Origin of the sequence: Amycolatopsis sp. NPDC005232 (genome assembly GCF_040607795.1) — a bacterium.
Classification (GTDB): domain Bacteria; phylum Actinomycetota; class Actinomycetes; order Mycobacteriales; family Pseudonocardiaceae; genus Amycolatopsis.
The window spans coordinates 343,937-359,475 of the sequence record NZ_JBEXHL010000007.1; the positions used below are offsets into that span (position 1 = coordinate 343,937).

A 15,539-nucleotide genomic window follows, 5' to 3' on the forward strand; every position below is an offset into this window, starting at 1 on the left:
CAGGAGGACGCGCGAGCGGCGGTGCCGGTGCCGGGCCTGGCAGGATGGGCCGACGTGACCGCAAGACCGACCGACCTTTCCCGGCGCGGCGTTCTGCGCCTGGGCGCCGTCGCCGCTTTGGCCCTCCCGCTCGCGGCCTGTTCCGGGGGATACGACGAGAGCCCTGACCCGCTCGCCCCACTGCTGTCCGCCGCCGACGCGGACGCCGCCGCGGCCAGAGCCATCGGCGGCGAGGTCGCCGGGCAGGTCGCCGACGCGCGCGCCGCCCAGGCCGCCGCCCTGAAACCCGAGGTGGACCGGCTGAACCGGCCCAAGCCGACGACGGCGCCCCCGGCCGCGCCCGCCGACCTGGGCGCGTTCAAGGAGCGCCTGGCGACGGCCCGCAAGCAGGCCGAGGACCTCGTGCCCACGCTCCCGGCCTACCGCGCCGGCCTGGTCGCGGGTGTCGCGGCGGGCTGCGCGAGCCTGCAGCGCCTCGCCTCGACGCTCGGGCCCGGCGAAGATGCCCAGGCCGTGGTCGCGCCCGCCGGCACCGCCGCGTCCGACGCCGTCGACCCCCTGCAGAAGGCGCTGGCCTCGGAGCACGCCGCGCTGTGGGTATACGGACTGGTCACGGCCTTCCTGCCGGGCGAGTTCGGCGACGCCCTCAAGGCCGGGCGCGCCGAGCACACCGCACGCCGCGACGTCGTCACCCAGATGATCGAGGCCGCGGGCGGCACGCCGGTGGCCCCGGAAGCGGCGTACGTGCCGCCGAAGCCGGTCAAGGACACCGCCTCGGCCGCCGCCCTGGTGGCGAGCGCCGAGGAGGACTCGGCGGCCGCGTGGCTCGGCGTCGTGACCCACACGGACGACGCGGGGCTGCGGAAGATGGCTTTGCAGGCGTTGATCGCCGCGGCCCGGCGGGGCACGCCGTGGCGCCAGGAGGCCGACGAGAAGCCGACGGCGCTGGCGATGCCGGGTCAGCCGGCTTGAGGTTTCGGTGAAAAAAAGGGCCGTTCCCGGTGTCTCCGGGAACGGCCCTTTTCGCGTCGTCGAGGGTCAGTGCAGTTCGGGACCGAGGTCCAGCGCGCTGGTGGCGATGCGCTTGAGCAGCACGTCGTCGCGGTGCTTGGCGTAGAAGTCGGCCAGGACGATGGTGACGTCGGTGCCCGTGACCTGGGACTCGTACTCCGACTGATCGCCACTCACCTTGGGCGCGCCCGCGGCCTTGTACGTGCCGTCGCGCACCAGGTCGCTCACGTTGCCGGTGCCGTCCTGGTCGGTCAGCGCCTTGAGCTGCGCCGCCTGCGCCGCGGTCGGCATGCTCACCTTGACGACGGAGACGAGCGCCTTCGCGTCGCCGTACTCGACCGTGAAAAGCCCGCGCGCCAGCGAGGAGCACGGGTTGGTCTGGAAGAACTTCTTGGTGTCGTCGTAGGCCTTCGCCGCGCAGTCGGTGGACTTGTTCGGGCCTTCCACCAGCTTGTAGTCGAAGGGGTTCGTCTTCACCGGCGCCTGCGCCACCGGCTCGGGCGTGCTGTCGTGCCGGATGAGGAACCAGACCAGCCCCGCCACGACGGCGATCACGACCAGCCCCGCACCGCGCAGCAGCAGCGCCTTGGTGTCCTGCGGCGGCTGCGGTGGGGTTGGGCCTGGGCCTGGGCCTGGGCCGAGGCCTTGGCCGGGCGGCGACCCCGGCTGCGCGGGCACCGCAGCGAGCGGCGCCGTGTCCGAGGGACCGGGGGTGAATTGGGGACCGACCACGGGCACATACGGTAGTTCACCGCGCTGAGCGCCTTCAGCCGAATGCGGTGAGAAGGCGTTCGACGTCGTCAGGGGTGTTGTAGAGGTGGAATCCGACGCGGACGCGACCGGCGCGTTTGCTCGCGACGAGGCCCGCCGCGGCGAGCCGTTCGGGGTCCACGTCCAGCGACACGATGGCGGTGCCGCGGGGTGGGAGGTCCAGGGCGGCGAGCACGGAGTCCGCGAGGCCGACGTTGTGGTCGCGGACCGCGGTGAGGTCGAGACCGGCGACGTACTCCAGCGCCGGCGCCGCGCCGGTGTGGGCGAGCCAGACCGGGGAGAGGTCGAAGGCGCGGGCGTCGCGGGCCAGGCGCAGGGGCAGGCCGTAGACGGTGGTCCAGGGGTCGTCACCCGCGTACCACCCGGCGGCGACGGGCCGGGTGCGCTCGTGGGCGCGCGGGTGCACGGCCAGCCAGGCGCACCCACGTGGCGAGAACAGCCACTTGTAGCCGGCGCACACCACCCAGTCGGCCCACGCCACGTCGAGCGGCAGCCAGCCGGCGGCCTGCGTGACGTCGAGCAGCACGGCCGCACCCCCGGCTTCGGCGGCTTCGCGCAGGGCCTCGGTGTCCAGGACGGTGCCGTCGGCGGACTGCACGAGGCTGACCGCCACGAGGTCGTGGCCCTCGACCTGCTCGGCCAGCTTTGCGAGCGGCCGCTCGGTCACCTTGAGGTCGGGCCGCGCGGCGAACGGGAACGTGACGCTCGTGAAGTCCCCGGCCGCCACCAGGACACGCGCGCCCTCGGGCAGGCCTCCCGCGACGTTGGCGATCAGCTGGGACACGGACACCCCGATGGCCACGCGGTCCGTCGGCACGTCGGCCAGCCGCGCGAACGCCTCGCGTGAGCGCGCCACGGCCTCATCGAACCCACCCGGCAGGTCCGCCCCGACCCGCCAGCGCTGCACGGCCGCCGCCACGGCGTCCGCGACCGGCTCCGGCGGGATCCCGATGCTCGGCGTGTTCAGGTACCCGGCGGGGACAGCGAACTCGGCTCCGAAGGCGCGCATGCCCTTGACGCTACTGAACCGGTGGCAGCAATTCGGCCACCTCTGCGTAAGACGGCGGAGGCAGTGGCAGCGAAGTCCCGTCGCGTGCGGCGTCCACGGTCGCCAGGGCGGCGGCCAGCGCGACGCGGTACGGCGTCGAGCCCAGGCTCACCCTCGCCACCCCCAGCTCGGCGAGGCCGGCCGGCGTGACGCGGCCCGGCAGGAACAGGACGTTGAGCGGCACGTCCACCGCCGCCACCACCTCCGCGACCTCGCCCGGGTCGGCGAGGCCCGGGACGAACACCCCGTCGGCGCCCGCGTCGCGGTAGGCGCGGGCCCGTTCGATCGCGGCGGAGACCGGGCCGGAGCCGAGCCAGTGGGTGTCCGTGCGCGCGTTCAGGAAAACGGGCGAAGCCGAACGGACGGCCGCGATCAAAGCGCACTGCACCTCCACCGGCGCGAGCGTGCCGTCGGCGCGGCCGTCTTCGAGGTTCACGCCCACGGCGCCCGCTTCGGCGAGTTCCGCGACGAGGTCGGCGACCTCGGCCGGGTCCGCGCTGAAGCCGTCGGCGATGTCGACGCTCACCAGCACGTCCAGCGGCGCCAGCGCGCGGGTCAGCGCCACCGTCGCCGCGCGGGACGCCGGGGCCCCGTCGGCCAGGCCCGCGGCGGCCGACACGCCGAGGCTCGTCGTGCCGACCGCCGGGTGCCCCGCCGCGGCGAGCGCGGCCGCGAAGCCGAACTCCCACACATTGGGCAGCAGCAACGGTTTCCCGGGCACGTGCAGAGCGGCGAACGAAGTCATGCCCGCAACCTACGCGCGCGACGCTTCGGTGGCTGCCGAAGCAATCCGCTCAGCTGCCGCCCGCCATGATCGCCGCCCGGCGAGTGCGCAACAGTCCGCGCAGCGCCGGCACCGCGGGGCCCGCGGCCTCGTCCAGCTCCGCGAGGCGCGCGGTGTCGCGGCGGGACGAGCGGCGGGTGAACCCCACCTGGGCCGCCGCGGCGAGGGCGGTCAGCGCGGCGGCGCGGGTGTCCACTTCGGACAAGGGCGCGCGCAGCGCTCGGTCCAGAGTGGCGCGGACCTCCTCGGCCCGCAACCGATCGTCCAGGCGGAAAACCTTCCGGCGCAGCACCGGCGTGACGTGTGACAGCAGGAGTCCCGCGGCGGCCAGCTGCAGCTCCAGGGAGTGGAGGGTGTCGGCCGAGTCGCGGCGGAGCAGGCGTCGCCAGCGGGTCGGGCCCGCGTCGGCGAGGTCGGTGAGCAGGTCGTCGAGCAGCAGGTCGCCGGTGGGGCCGTGGCCGGTCGCCGAGACGCGGCCGCCGGTGACCGTCAGGCGGCCGCGCAGCAGGAGGTCGGTGACGGCGGAAGCGCGCACGAGCAGCGCGGCGTGGCTGCGTCTGCGGATGCGGCCCTGGTCCGGGTCGCACGCGAGCAAGTAGGCCTGGGCGGCCAGCGAGGGGGTCATTGCCGTTTCACCAACGGCCAGATCTGGTCCCACGACTGCGTCCTTCCGGTGTAGAGCCAAACAAGTCCTGGTACGACCTCGGTCACCGACACGAAGTAGGGCTTCAGCAGCGTCGGGTCGAGCCCGGTGAAAAGCACGTCGCGCGCCTGGTCCGGTGGCCGGTCGAAGTACCAGTAACCGCGGTGTCCACTGTAGACGTCGGTGATCCCGTACCGCGGGCCGTAGTACTCGACGGCCGCGGCGAACGGGTAGATCTCCGCGTACACCGCCGTCTGCGCCTTCACCCCGGTTGGCAGCGACGAGTACGTCTGCCCGACGACGTCGGCGACCTGCTTCTGCGCCGTCTCGCCGCCCGCGAACACCGTGCCGAGCGAAAACGGCCCGAACGACGTCGCCGTGACCGACGCCGGCCACACCGGCAGTGCGGCGACGGTGACGGCGGCCGACAGCCCGAACGCGATCCCCACCGGGATCCGCCACCAGCGCACCAGGTCGCGCCGGCTCAGCTCCGTGGCCGCGGCCGCGAACGGCAGCGCGTAGAGGCTCATCAGGTAGTACGAACGGCCGTGGGTCAGCACCACCGCGGCGGTGACCAGCAGCAACGCCAAGGCAAGGTAGCGGTACGGCCGCAGCTCGGGCGAGCGGAACAGGCGCCACACCCCGTAGAGCAGGGCGAGCACGCCGACGCCCATGCCCGCGCCGAGCAGCCCGTCGCGCGCGAAGGCGAAGTAGCCGGGGAACTCGGCGGCGACGACGTCGGCCATGTGCGCGTACGGCCAGTCGTGCGTGGCCTGCCAGACGAGCGCGGGGATCGTGGCGACCACCGCGATCAGCGCGCCCAGCCACAGCTTCGGGCGGGTCAGCAGGCGGCGTGGACCGAGGACGGCGGCGGACACCAGCACGGCGGCCCACAGCGCGGGGATGAGGAACTTGACCTCCAGCGACACCGCCGTGACCGCGCCCGCCCACACGAGCAGGCCGTCACGGCGCGTGCGGGTCCAGCGGACCAGCAGGAAAACGACGACCGTCCACAGGAACGGGTCCAGCGCGTAGGTGGAAACCCAGTGGCTGAGGACGACCAGGTCGGACGTCGCGGACAGCCCGCCCGCCATCAGCTGCGCCGGGCGGCGGCCACCCAGTTCGCGGGCGATCAGCGCGGTGACCACCACGCCGGCGCCGACCGCGAGCGCCATCGGCAGCCGGAACGCGAGCAGCGAACCGGGGAACAGGCGGTCGAGCGTGCCCGCGAGCAGCGGAACGAGCGGTGGCTGGTCGAAATACCCCCAGGCCGGATGATCTCGGCCAGCCACCAGGAAATAGAGCTCGTCGAACCCGTGCGCGTAGCGGACGCTCGTGAGCACGAGCAGCGCCGCCGCCAGCGCGGCCACGGTGAGCACCGGCAGCCGGGCGAACGGGGCGATCTCCCCCGTGCTGGTCTCGCGGCTCGTCATGAGGCTCGTCATGATCCGAGTCCACCGCGCCGGCCCGGGTCGGCGTAACGGTGATCGGTAGCCGGTGCGGACGACGAATGTTGTCCCGCGCGCAACTTTCGTTGCGGGTCCTCCCCCGGCCGGTGCGATTCCGCCGCGGCGGTCCGGACCAGCCGTTACCGTGACGGGGTGAGCGAAGTGCGGCGTGGAACCTGGCCCCGCCCGGCCGAAATGGGCTGGCTGCTGACCGCGGCGCTCCTGTTCGCCGGGCTCGACTTCGCGTTGCACTGGGCCGGGCCGACGAGCGGGGCCTTCGGGCCGTACGCCGGGCTGGCGCTGCGCCTCGCGTGCGACCTTTCGCTGCTGGCGGTGTTCCGCTTCCCCGACGCGGTGGCCGGGGTGCTCGTGGTGGCGTCGCTGGCGATGCTGGCGTCGGATCTGTTCTGGCCCGGGCTGCTGGTGCCCGCCGACCAGCCGAGCCTGATGACCGTGCCCACGGTGACGCCGGTGGTGCTGAGCCAGCTCCCGCGCGTGATGGACCGGCGGCGGTTGCTGTGGATCGGCGGTGTGCTGGCGGTGCTGGCGACGCGGCCGTGGGACCCCGCGTGGAACACGACGCCGTTCGGGCTGCTGAGCACCGCGTTGCCCGTGGCGGTGGCGCTGTACTTCGAGGCGCGCCGGCAGCTGCTGCGTTCGCTGCGGGACCGGGCCGAGCGTGCCGAACGCGAGCAGCACCTGCTCGCCGAGCGAGCCCGTGCCGAGGAACGGCGGCGGCTCGCGGGCGAGATGCACGACGTGGTGACCCACCGGCTGAGCCTGATGGTGCTGCACGCGGGCGCGCTCGGTGTCGTGTCGACGGACCCGGCCGTGCGCTCCGCGGCCGAGGACATCCGCCGCGAGGGCGCGCACGCGCTCGACGAGCTGCGTGATCTGGTGGGCGTGCTGCGCGACGGTTCGAGCATCGAGCCCCCGGCCGCTTCGCCGGCCCCGGTCGCTTCGCCGGCGGACCTGGTGGCCGAGTCGATGGCCGTCGGCGTGGCCACGGAGCTTTCGATGAGCGGGGACCCGGACCAGGTGTCGCCGACGGTGGCGCGCACGGCGTACCGCGTGGTGCAGGAGGCGCTGACGAACGTCCGCAAGCACGCGCCGGGTTCGTCGGCCGCCGTGTCGCTGCGATACCACTCGGGTGGTCTCGACGTGTGCGTCACCAACACCCGCGGGTGCCTGCCGCCCGACCCGACGCTCGCCGGCAGCGGCTCGGGCGCCGGGCTGAGCGGGCTGCGGCAACGCGTCGAGCTCGTCGGCGGGCAGCTCGAGTCCGGCCCCGAGCCCGGCGGCGGATTCCGCGTCGGTGCGATACTTCCCGCCTACGTCCCGACGACGGAAGGTGCGCCCCGGTGATCACGGTGGTCGTGGCCGACGACGAGCCGATGGTCTGCGCACACCTGCGCACGATCCTGGGCTCGGCCGAGGACCTCACGGTGGTCGCCTCGGCTTCCGACGGCGCCGAAGCGGTCGAGGCCGTCGTCCGGCACCGCCCCGACGTCGTGCTCATGGACCTGCGCATGCCGGGCGTCGACGGTCTCACGGCCATCGCCCACATCGTGCAGTTGCCGAACCCACCCGCGGTCGTCGCGCTGACCACCTTCGACGCCGACACCTACGTCATCCGGGCGCTGCGCGCGGGCGCCGCGGGCTTCCTCGTGAAATCCACGCCGCCCGAAGACCTCATCGGCCTCGTCCGCGTCGCCGCCGACGGCCACACCGTCCTGTCCCCCTCCGCGGCCCGCCGCCTCGTCGCGCTGTCGGCCGACGGCCACGCCCGCACCGACTCGGCCCTCCGCCGCACCGGCGCCCTCACCGACCGCGAACGCGACGTCCTCACCTGCCTCGGCGAGGGACTGTCCAATGCGGACATCGCCGCCCGCCTGCACCTCGCGGAGGCCACGGTGAAGAGCTATGTGTCGCGGATGCTGGTGAAACTGGAGTGCGCGAACCGGACGCAGGCGGGGTTGCTGGCGCATGAGGCCGGGTTGGTGAGTCGCTGAGGTTCAGCGGTCTTCCTTGTGCGCAAACGAAATCCCGCTCCAGGTCAAGCCGAAGCCGGAGTGTGTTCCGCGTCGAACGCCTCGCGGGCGGCGGTCACCTGGGTCATGTGGTGGCGGGCCCAGCGGTCGAGCATGTCGAGGGGCTCGGACAGGTCGCGGCCCAGTGAAGTGAGTTCGTATTCCACGCGGGGTGGGATGACGGCGTACGCCGTGCGCGTGAGGATGCCGTCGCGGACGAGGCTGCGGAGGGTTTGCGTCAACACTTTCTGGGAGATGCCCTCGACGCGTTTGCCGATCTGGGTGAAGCGCAGCGGGCCGTCGCGGAGGGAGCCGACGATGAGGACGGTCCACTGGTCGCCGATGCGGTCGAGGAGCTGGCGGGTCGGGCAGTCGCGGTCGTAAGGGTTTCCCAGCACCACAGGCCTCCTCGAAGTCACTCTCCCAAAGAGAGTAACACTCCTGGACACCAGCACGTCCCAAGGACACCGCCGCACCCCCAGCGCAGCGCTGCCCACACCCGAGCGCCCGAAACCTACCGAGCAACCCGAGACGTCTCCGCCACCAAACCCGCCACCACGCGGCTGATGAACCGCCCCAGCACCAGCCGGTAGAACCACCCCGTCCCCGGTACCTTGCCCGTGAACGACGAGTGCCAGTGGATCTCCGTGCCGCCGTCGACCGGGGTGAGGTCGACGTAGGCGCGGTAGTCGCGAAGGGGCAGGCCGCTGCGCAGGGCGTAGCCGAACCGGCGGTCGGGGACCAGTTCGATCACCTCCTCGCACGAGCGCGTGCGGCCGGTGCGGAACACGCGCAGCGCGCCCAGCCCCTCGCGTTCCGACGAACCCGCGCGGGCCAGTTCGAACGAGCCCAGCGGCGACCAGCGCGGCCAGCTCTCGCCGTCGCGCAGCAGCGCGTAGACCGTCGCCGGGTCGGCGGATGTGCGGGCCCGGACCGAGATTCGTTGCATCAGGCCTCCTCGAAGAGCGTGTACCACGTGGTACATGTACCATCCGGTACATGGCGGAGGCAAGGGCAAAGCTCCTCGACGCGGCCGTCGAGCACATCGCGCGGAACGGGGCGGACCAGAGCCTCCGCACGCTCGCGACGGCGCTCGGCACGAGCCACCGGATGCTCATCTACCACTTCGGCTCGAAGGAAGGCCTGCTCACGGAGGTCGCGCGCGAGGTGGAACGCCGGCAGCGCGCCGTGCTCGCCGACCTCGACCCGAGCCTGCCGCCGGACGAGCTGGCGCGCGTGTTCTGGCGCCGGCTCACCGACGAAGCGCTGCGCCACAATGAAAAGCTCTTCTTCCAGCTCTACGGCCAAGCCCTCGGCGGCGCGCCCGGCACGGCGGAGTTCCTCGACGGCGTGATCGACGGCTGGCTCGCGCCCGTCGAAGCGCTGCTCGAACGACTCGGCGTGCCCGAGCAGCACCGCGCGGCGCAGGCCCGGCTCGGCCTCGCCGTGGCGCGTGGGCTGCTGCTCGACCTCGTCACCACGGGTGACCGGGAAGCCGTCGACGCGGCGATGGAACGTTTCCTGACCCTGCAGAACGCTGGTTTCTTGCAGACCTGACCCTTGACTTGACGTTTTCCTGCATCCACGATGCAGGCGTGCCCGACGAAGTCAAAGTCAGCGATCTGGATCGGCGCATCGTCGCCGCACTGCAGCTCAACGGGCGCGCGTCGTGGGGCGCGATCGCCCGGCACGTGGGCACGAGCGAGTCCACCGTGCTGCGCCGCGCCGGCCAGCTGACGGAATCCGGCCAGCTACGCGTGATCGGCGTGGTCGACGTGCTGCGCTGCGGCCTCGGCGTGCCGGTGCTGGCGCGGCTGCGGTGCCGACCCGGTACGGCGGCCGCCGTCGCCGAGGCGCTGGCCGCGCGGCCCGAGGTCCGCTACGCCACCGTGCTCGCCGGCAGCGCCGACTGCTCCGCCGAGTTCGTGCTCCCCACCTACCGCGAAATCGCCCGCCTGCAGGGCGACTTCCCCGCCGCCGACAACGTTCGCGACGCCGAGACCTTCGCCGTGATGCGCACGTTCACCTCCAACCACGACTGGAACTCCGGCGAGCTCAGCGCCGAAGCGGCGGCCGAGCTGCGCGACGGCGAGGTGCGGCCGTTCGAGGAACAGCACTGGGAACGCCCGCCCGAGCAGCTCGACGAGCTGGACCTCGCGATCAGCGCCGCCCTCGGCGAAGACGGTCGCCTCTCGTTCAAGGAGGTCTCGCGCCAGGTCGGCACGAGCGAGTCCACCGTCGCGCGCCGCGTCGACTCCCTCGTACGCCGTGGTTGCCTGCGCTTCCGCACGCTCGCCGAGCCCGCGATGTTCGGCTACGCCCTCGAGTTCATGCTCTGGCTCTCGATCGTCCCGGCCGAGCTCGACCGCGCCGGACAGCAGCTCGCCGCGCACCCGGGCACCAAGTACCTCAGCGCCACGACCGGCCGCTTCAACCTCGTCGGCCAGATCGTGCTGCGCCACTACGGCGAGCTCTACCGCCACACCACCGACGTCGTCGGCGCCCTCCCGGGCCTGCGGGAAGCCGACGTGACCCTGCAGGTCTCGACCCTCAAACGCGCCTGGTCGCCCACGCCGGCGGCCGCAGCAACTCGGGAGGAAGCATGACCGAACAACCGTGGCTCTGGGACGAGAAGACGTGGCGGGGACACGTCGAGCACGTCCGCGCCGGCCGATCACTGCGCCCGGCGTCGTGGCCCGGCGGTGCGAAAGTGGCCGTGGCGCTGTCCTTCGACTCCGACCACGAGACGCCCGCCCTGCGCGACGGCGAGGTGCTGCCCGGCAAGCTCGCCCAGGGCGAGTACGGCGCCCGCGTCGGCGTGCCCCGGCTACTCAAACTGCTCGACCGCTTCAACGCCCCCGCGTCCTTCTTCGTCCCCGGCGTGTCGGCGCTGCTGCACGACGGCGAAGTCAAGTCCTATGTGGACGCCGGTCACGAAGTGGCCCTGCACGGCTGGATCCACGAACGCAACACCGCCCTCACCGAGACCGAGGAGCGCGACCTCGCCTTCCGCGCCGCCGCCGTGCTGGAACGCCTCACCGGCACCCGCCCGGTCGGCATCCGCACGCCGTCGTGGGACTTCTCGGCCCACACCCTCACCATCACCCGCGAGCTCGGCCTGAAGTACGACTCCTCGCTGATGGCCGACGACGACTGCTACGAGCTGCTCGAGAACGGCGAGCCCACCGGCGTCGTCGAGCTGCCCGTGGAGTGGATCCGCGACGACGCGCCGTACTTCATGATGGACCGCTTCGCCTCGCTGCGGCCGTACACGCCGCCGCGCGGGGTGCTCTCGATCTGGCGCGACGAGTTCGACGCCGCCTACGCCGAGGGCGGGCTGTTCCAGCTCACCATGCACCCGCACATCATCGGGCACCGCTCACGCGTCGCGATCCTCACCGAGCTGCTCGACCACATCAGCGGCCACGAAGGCGTGTGGTTCGCCACCCACGCCCAGGTCGTCGACCACGTCCTCGCAGCCGAAGGGACGCAGCCATGACGGCCGTACCGTCCACCTCGGACATCTCCACGGAAACCCACCGCCTGAACCCACAGCAGCGCAAGGCGATCGTCGCCGGCTCCATCGGCAACACCGTCGAGTGGGTCGACTGGGCCGTGTACGCCACCTTCTCCCCCATCTTCGCCGGCCAGTTCTTCGCCGGCGGCAACGAAACCACTGCGCTGCTGTCCACGTTGGCCGTGTTCGCCGTCGGCTTCGTGATGCGCCCGATCGGCGGCGCGGTGCTCGGCTCGTATGCCGACCGGCGCGGCCGCAAGAAGGGCCTCACGCTCACCATCTCGCTGATGGCGGGCGCGTCGATCGTGATCGCGGTCTGCCCCACCTATACCCAGATCGGCGTCGGCGCCCCGATCGTCCTGCTGCTCGCCCGGCTCGTGCAGGGCTTCTCGGCGGGCGGCGAGTTCGGTTCGTCGTCGGCGTTCCTCATCGAGTCGGCCGCCACCGGACGCCGGGCGTTCGCCGGGTCCTGGCAGCAGGTCTCCGTCGGCGCCGGCTCGCTCATCGCGGCCCTGCTCGGCACCATCCTCAACTCGACGCTGTCCGACTCCGACCTGCACGGCTGGGGCTGGCGGCTCGCGTTCGGCGTCGCCGGGCTGCTGGGCCTGGTCGGACTGTGGCTGCGCCGCTCGGTGCACGAGACGGAGGCGTTCGGCAAGATCACCGCCAAACCAAGCCGGAACCCCGTCCTCGCGATGGTCCGCGACCACCCGGGTGCGGCGCTGCGCGTGGCCGGCGTGACGATCGCGGGCACGCTCATCTACTACGTGTGGGTCAGCTACATGCCCGCCTACGCCCACCTCGCCACCGGAATCCCGCTCAAGACGGCCCTGCTGGCCAACACGCTGGCGATGCTCGTGTTCATCTGCCTGCTGCCCTTCGGCGGGCTGCTGTCCGACCGCATCGGCCGCAAACCCACGATGACGGCGTTCGCGGCCGGGTTCGTGATCTTCGCGTGGCCCGCGTTCCACTTCCTGGCCAACGGGTTCTGGAGTGTGTTCGTGATCGAGCTCATCGGGCTCGTGCTGATCGTCGGCTACTCGGCCAACTGCGCGGTGATCATGGCCGAGCAGTTCCCACCCGAGGTGCGCACCACCGGCATCGGGCTGCCCTACGCGCTGGCCGTGGCCGTGTTCGGCGGCACCGCGCCGTACGTCACGACCTGGCTCAACGCCAACCACCACGGGGATCTCGTGTGGATCTACGTCGCCGTCGCCGCGCTGATCGGCGTCGCGGTGTACCTCACGATGCCCGAGACGAAGGGAAAGCAGCTCTAGTGCGCACCGTGCTCGTCACCGGTGCCGCGGGCGGGATCGGGGCCGCGATCGCGGCCCGCTTCGCCGCCGCGGGTGACCGGCTGGCTTTGTCGGACCTGCGTCCGGCCGAACTGTCCGCAGTGGCCGGAAAGCTGCGCGCCGACCACGGCGTGACCGTGGCCGAGCTGCCCGGTGACCTCGCCGACGCGGCCTACGCCGAAGGCCTGGTGGACGCGGCCGGCACCGTCGACGTGCTGGTCAACGCCGCCGGCATCTACCCCGCCACGCGCCTGCTCGACATGACCGCGCAGCGGTGGGATCGCGTGCAGGACGTGAACGTGCGGGCCGCGGTGCTCACCACCGTCGCGTTCGGACGCAAACACGTGGCCGCCGGCACCACCGGCACGGTCGTGAACATCTCCTCAGGCGCGGCCACCCGCGCCCGGCCCGGCGCCTCGCACTACGCGACGTCGAAGGCCGCGCTGGAGATGGCGACCAAGGCGTGTGCGGTGGAGCTCGGTCCGCACGGCATCCGCGTCAACGCCGTGAGCCCCGGATTCGTGACGGTCGACAGCGAAGCCAATCCCGTGACCGAGGCCTACGCCGCGGCCGTGTCCGTGAACCCGCTCGGCCGCCGCGGTGCGCCGCGTGAGATCGCCGACGCCGTGTTCTGGCTCGCCGGCCCGGAGGCCGGGTGGATCACCGGCACGGTGCTGCGGGTCGACGGCGGCTCGACCGCGGGCGCGGCGGGCCTGCCGCTGCACTGGTCCGGGGAAACCCCAGTCCAAACAGGAGGAAGCACTCATGTCTGAGCGCCGCTCTTACACAGTGGTGGGCGGCGGCGCGATCGGTGGGACGCTGGCGTTCCACCTCGCGAAAGCCGGGCACCCGGTGGTGATCGTCGACGCCGACGCGGCGCACGTGACCGCGATCAACGAGCGCGGGCTGACGCTGGTGCGCCCCGAAGGTGAGGAGCACGTCGACGTTCCCGCGTTCGTTCCCGACGAGGCGCCGCCGGAGCTGAGCCGCGTGCTGCTCGCGGTGAAGGCCCAGGCCACGGAGCACGCCATGCAGTGGCTCGAACCGCTGCTGGCGTCCGACGGGTTCGTCGTTTCTCTGCAGAACGGCCTGAACGAGCAGCTCATCGCGTCGTTCGTCGGCGAGCAGCGCACGGTGGGCGCGTTCGTGAACTTGTTCGCCGACGTCGCCGAGCCCGGCGTGGTGCGCGACGGCGGGGCCGGCGCCCTGGTCATCGGCGAGCCCGACGGCCGGATCACCGGCCGTGTCGAGGAAGTCGTGGCCGATCTGCAGGCCTGGGGCCCGGCGAAGGCGACGGCCAACGTCGAGGGCTACCTGTGGGCCAAGCTCGGGTTCGGCGCGATGCTGACCACGACCGCGCTGGCCGACGCGCCGATGGCCGACCTCATCGACCGGCACCGGCCGCTGATGCACGCGCTCGCGGCCGAGGTGTTCGCCGCGGCCGGTTCGCGGGTCCTGGAGCCGTTCGACCAGTTCGATCCCGCCGCGTACCTGCCGGGCGCGGACGGGCGCGAAGCGGCGACGGACCGGCTGGTGGCCTGGCTGCGCACGCAACCGAAGGACCGCAGCGGGATCTGGCGCGACATCGCCGTGCGCCACCGTCCGGTGGAGGTCTTCCACCACTACGCGCCGGTGCTCGACGAAGCCGCCGCGCTGGGGATCGGCCTGCCGCTGCTCAACGCCGTGCTGAAACGCCTCGGCGACGTCGAGTCCGGCGCCGCGATGTCCGAGGACCACCTCACCGAACTGGAGGCACACCTGTGACCGGGATCCGCGAGCTGCACGAGTGGGTGCGCGCGCACCGCGACGACCTGCTCGCCGACCTCGCCGAGTACGTCGGCATCGAGACTCCCAGCGACGACAAGGAAAGTCTCACCCGCGGACTGTCCTGGGTGGACGGCTGGCTGCGCTCACGGCTCGGCGAGCCGGCGGCCGTGCGCGACGTCGACGGCGGCCGACACGGCGACATCAAGGTCTACGACTACCCCGGTGCCGGCGAGCAGCCCGTCCTCCTGCTCTGCCACTACGACACCGTGTGGCCGCTGGGCACGCTCGCCGAGTGGCCGTTCACCGTCGACGGCGACCGCGCGACCGGGCCGGGCGTCTTCGACATGAAGTCGGGCCTGGTCCACGCCGTGTGGGCGCTGCGCGCGCTCGACGCCGCCGGCGTGGCGCGCCCGGCGATCCGGCTGGTCCTCAACGGCGACGAGGAGCTCGGCAGCCCCGCCTCGCGGCCGACGATCGAGGAGGCGGCCGCGGGCACGAAGGCGACGCTGGTGTTCGAGGCCAGCGCCGACGGTGCCGTGAAGACCTCCCGCAAAGGCGTGGGCCTGTTCCAGGTACACGCGAAAGGTGTGGAATCCCACGCGGGCCTCGACCCGACGAAGGGCGCGAGCGCGATCGACGAGCTGGCCCGCGCGATCCTGGCGCTGCACGCGCTGACCGACCTCGACGCCGGGACCACTGTGAACGTCGGTGTGATCTCCGGCGGAAGCAGGCAGAACGTGATCGCCGGGGCGGCGCGCGGCGAGATCGACGTGCGCGTGTCCAGCGCCGCCGAAGCCGCGCGCATCGACGCGGGCGTCGCGGCCATCACGGCCCACGACCCCCGTGCCACCGTCACCGTGGAGGGCGGCTGGAACCGGCCCGTGATGGAGCGTTCCGACGGCATCGCGCGGCTCTACGAGCTCGCGCGCGACCTCGCGGCCGAGCTCGGCGTGACCCTGCGCGAATGCTCCGTCGGCGGCGCCAGCGACGGCAACTTCGTGGCCGCCCTGGGCCACCCGGTCCTCGACGGCTTCGGCGCCGTCGGCGACGGCGCCCACGCGCGTCACGAGCACATCAGCGTCGAGGGCATGCTCGAACGCACCGCGCTGGCGGCCGCGGTCCTGCACCGGCTCGGCACGAGCTAGCGCACCCCGCCCTACCGCTCACCCTCCAGCACCCGGCTGGCGCTCCCCATGTGGCGTTCGGTGCACCCAACGCACCGAAC

General features: G+C 72.6%; 17 protein-coding genes. 10 read left to right on the forward strand and 7 right to left on the reverse strand.

The window, feature by feature from the left end; all coding sequences use genetic code 11:
* Nucleotides 1–54 precede the first annotated feature (54 nt).
* Complete coding sequence (locus ABZU76_RS16800; RefSeq protein ID WP_354870088.1) at nucleotides 55–972, forward strand: ferritin-like domain-containing protein; 918 nt, start codon at nucleotides 55–57, stop codon at nucleotides 970–972.
* A gap of 66 nt (nucleotides 973–1,038) precedes the next feature.
* Here ABZU76_RS16800 and ABZU76_RS16805 read toward each other — a convergent pair whose 3' ends face one another.
* From ABZU76_RS16805 to ABZU76_RS16825, 5 genes are read right to left on the reverse strand one after another with little or no spacing between them, the layout of a single operon-like run.
* On the reverse strand, nucleotides 1,039–1,743 hold the full coding sequence (locus ABZU76_RS16805; RefSeq protein ID WP_354870006.1) for a hypothetical protein: 705 nt from the start codon (nucleotides 1,741–1,743) through the stop codon (nucleotides 1,039–1,041).
* A 34-nt stretch (nucleotides 1,744–1,777) separates the two neighbouring features.
* Complete coding sequence (locus tag ABZU76_RS16810) at nucleotides 1,778–2,791, reverse strand: aminotransferase class V-fold PLP-dependent enzyme (protein ID WP_354870009.1); 1,014 nt, start codon at nucleotides 2,789–2,791, stop codon at nucleotides 1,778–1,780.
* 10 nt (nucleotides 2,792–2,801) lie between these two features.
* Nucleotides 2,802–3,575 (reverse strand): isocitrate lyase/phosphoenolpyruvate mutase family protein, encoded by a 774-nt coding sequence (locus ABZU76_RS16815; RefSeq protein WP_354870011.1) that lies wholly within the window; start codon nucleotides 3,573–3,575, stop codon nucleotides 2,802–2,804.
* A 49-nt stretch (nucleotides 3,576–3,624) separates the two neighbouring features.
* On the reverse strand, nucleotides 3,625–4,239 hold the full coding sequence (locus ABZU76_RS16820) for a GPP34 family phosphoprotein (RefSeq protein WP_354870013.1): 615 nt from the start codon (nucleotides 4,237–4,239) through the stop codon (nucleotides 3,625–3,627).
* A complete protein-coding gene (locus ABZU76_RS16825; RefSeq protein WP_354870016.1) occupies nucleotides 4,236–5,702 on the reverse strand; it encodes a glycosyltransferase family 39 protein in 1,467 nt (488 codons plus the stop codon). Before ABZU76_RS16825 ends, ABZU76_RS16820 begins: the two co-directional genes overlap by 4 nt.
* A gap of 156 nt (nucleotides 5,703–5,858) precedes the next feature.
* Here ABZU76_RS16825 and ABZU76_RS16830 point away from each other — a divergent pair, with 156 nt between their 5' ends.
* Nucleotides 5,859–7,070, forward strand: coding sequence for a histidine kinase (locus ABZU76_RS16830; protein WP_354870019.1), 1,212 nt, complete (start codon nucleotides 5,859–5,861; stop codon nucleotides 7,068–7,070).
* Nucleotides 7,067–7,717, forward strand: a complete 651-nt coding sequence (locus ABZU76_RS16835) for a response regulator transcription factor (RefSeq protein WP_354870021.1) — start codon at nucleotides 7,067–7,069, stop codon at nucleotides 7,715–7,717. The genes ABZU76_RS16830 and ABZU76_RS16835 overlap by 4 nt, the downstream gene beginning before the upstream one ends.
* Nucleotides 7,718–7,761: 44 nt before the next feature.
* On the opposite strand, the gene ABZU76_RS16840 is transcribed toward ABZU76_RS16835, so the two are convergent.
* Entirely contained in the window at nucleotides 7,762–8,133 is a 372-nt protein-coding gene (locus tag ABZU76_RS16840) for a helix-turn-helix domain-containing protein (RefSeq protein ID WP_354870024.1), read from the reverse strand.
* A gap of 116 nt (nucleotides 8,134–8,249) precedes the next feature.
* Nucleotides 8,250–8,684: an SRPBCC family protein gene (locus ABZU76_RS16845; protein WP_354870026.1), complete on the reverse strand. Its 435-nt coding sequence runs from the start codon at nucleotides 8,682–8,684 to the stop codon at nucleotides 8,250–8,252.
* Nucleotides 8,685–8,734: 50 nt separating this feature from the next.
* Between ABZU76_RS16845 and ABZU76_RS16850 the strand changes: the two genes are divergently transcribed.
* The 7 genes from ABZU76_RS16850 to ABZU76_RS16880 are packed head-to-tail and all read left to right on the forward strand — an operon-like array spanning nucleotide 8,735 to nucleotide 15,459.
* Nucleotides 8,735–9,292 (forward strand): TetR/AcrR family transcriptional regulator, encoded by a 558-nt coding sequence (locus tag ABZU76_RS16850; RefSeq protein ID WP_354870029.1) that lies wholly within the window; start codon nucleotides 8,735–8,737, stop codon nucleotides 9,290–9,292.
* 38 nt (nucleotides 9,293–9,330) lie between these two features.
* On the forward strand, nucleotides 9,331–10,341 hold the full coding sequence (locus tag ABZU76_RS16855; protein ID WP_354870031.1) for an Lrp/AsnC family transcriptional regulator: 1,011 nt from the start codon (nucleotides 9,331–9,333) through the stop codon (nucleotides 10,339–10,341).
* On the forward strand, nucleotides 10,338–11,234 hold the full coding sequence (locus ABZU76_RS16860) for a polysaccharide deacetylase (protein WP_354870034.1): 897 nt from the start codon (nucleotides 10,338–10,340) through the stop codon (nucleotides 11,232–11,234). The genes ABZU76_RS16855 and ABZU76_RS16860 overlap by 4 nt, the downstream gene beginning before the upstream one ends.
* On the forward strand, nucleotides 11,231–12,529 hold the full coding sequence (locus ABZU76_RS16865; RefSeq protein ID WP_354870036.1) for an MFS transporter: 1,299 nt from the start codon (nucleotides 11,231–11,233) through the stop codon (nucleotides 12,527–12,529). The genes ABZU76_RS16860 and ABZU76_RS16865 overlap by 4 nt, the downstream gene beginning before the upstream one ends.
* On the forward strand, nucleotides 12,529–13,320 hold the full coding sequence (locus tag ABZU76_RS16870; RefSeq protein ID WP_354870038.1) for an SDR family oxidoreductase: 792 nt from the start codon (nucleotides 12,529–12,531) through the stop codon (nucleotides 13,318–13,320). The genes ABZU76_RS16865 and ABZU76_RS16870 overlap by 1 nt, the downstream gene beginning before the upstream one ends.
* Nucleotides 13,313–14,311: a 2-dehydropantoate 2-reductase gene (locus ABZU76_RS16875; protein WP_354870040.1), complete on the forward strand. Its 999-nt coding sequence runs from the start codon at nucleotides 13,313–13,315 to the stop codon at nucleotides 14,309–14,311. The genes ABZU76_RS16870 and ABZU76_RS16875 overlap by 8 nt, the downstream gene beginning before the upstream one ends.
* Nucleotides 14,308–15,459 (forward strand): M20 family metallopeptidase, encoded by a 1,152-nt coding sequence (locus ABZU76_RS16880; protein ID WP_354870042.1) that lies wholly within the window; start codon nucleotides 14,308–14,310, stop codon nucleotides 15,457–15,459. The genes ABZU76_RS16875 and ABZU76_RS16880 overlap by 4 nt, the downstream gene beginning before the upstream one ends.
* Nucleotides 15,460–15,539 lie beyond the last annotated feature (80 nt).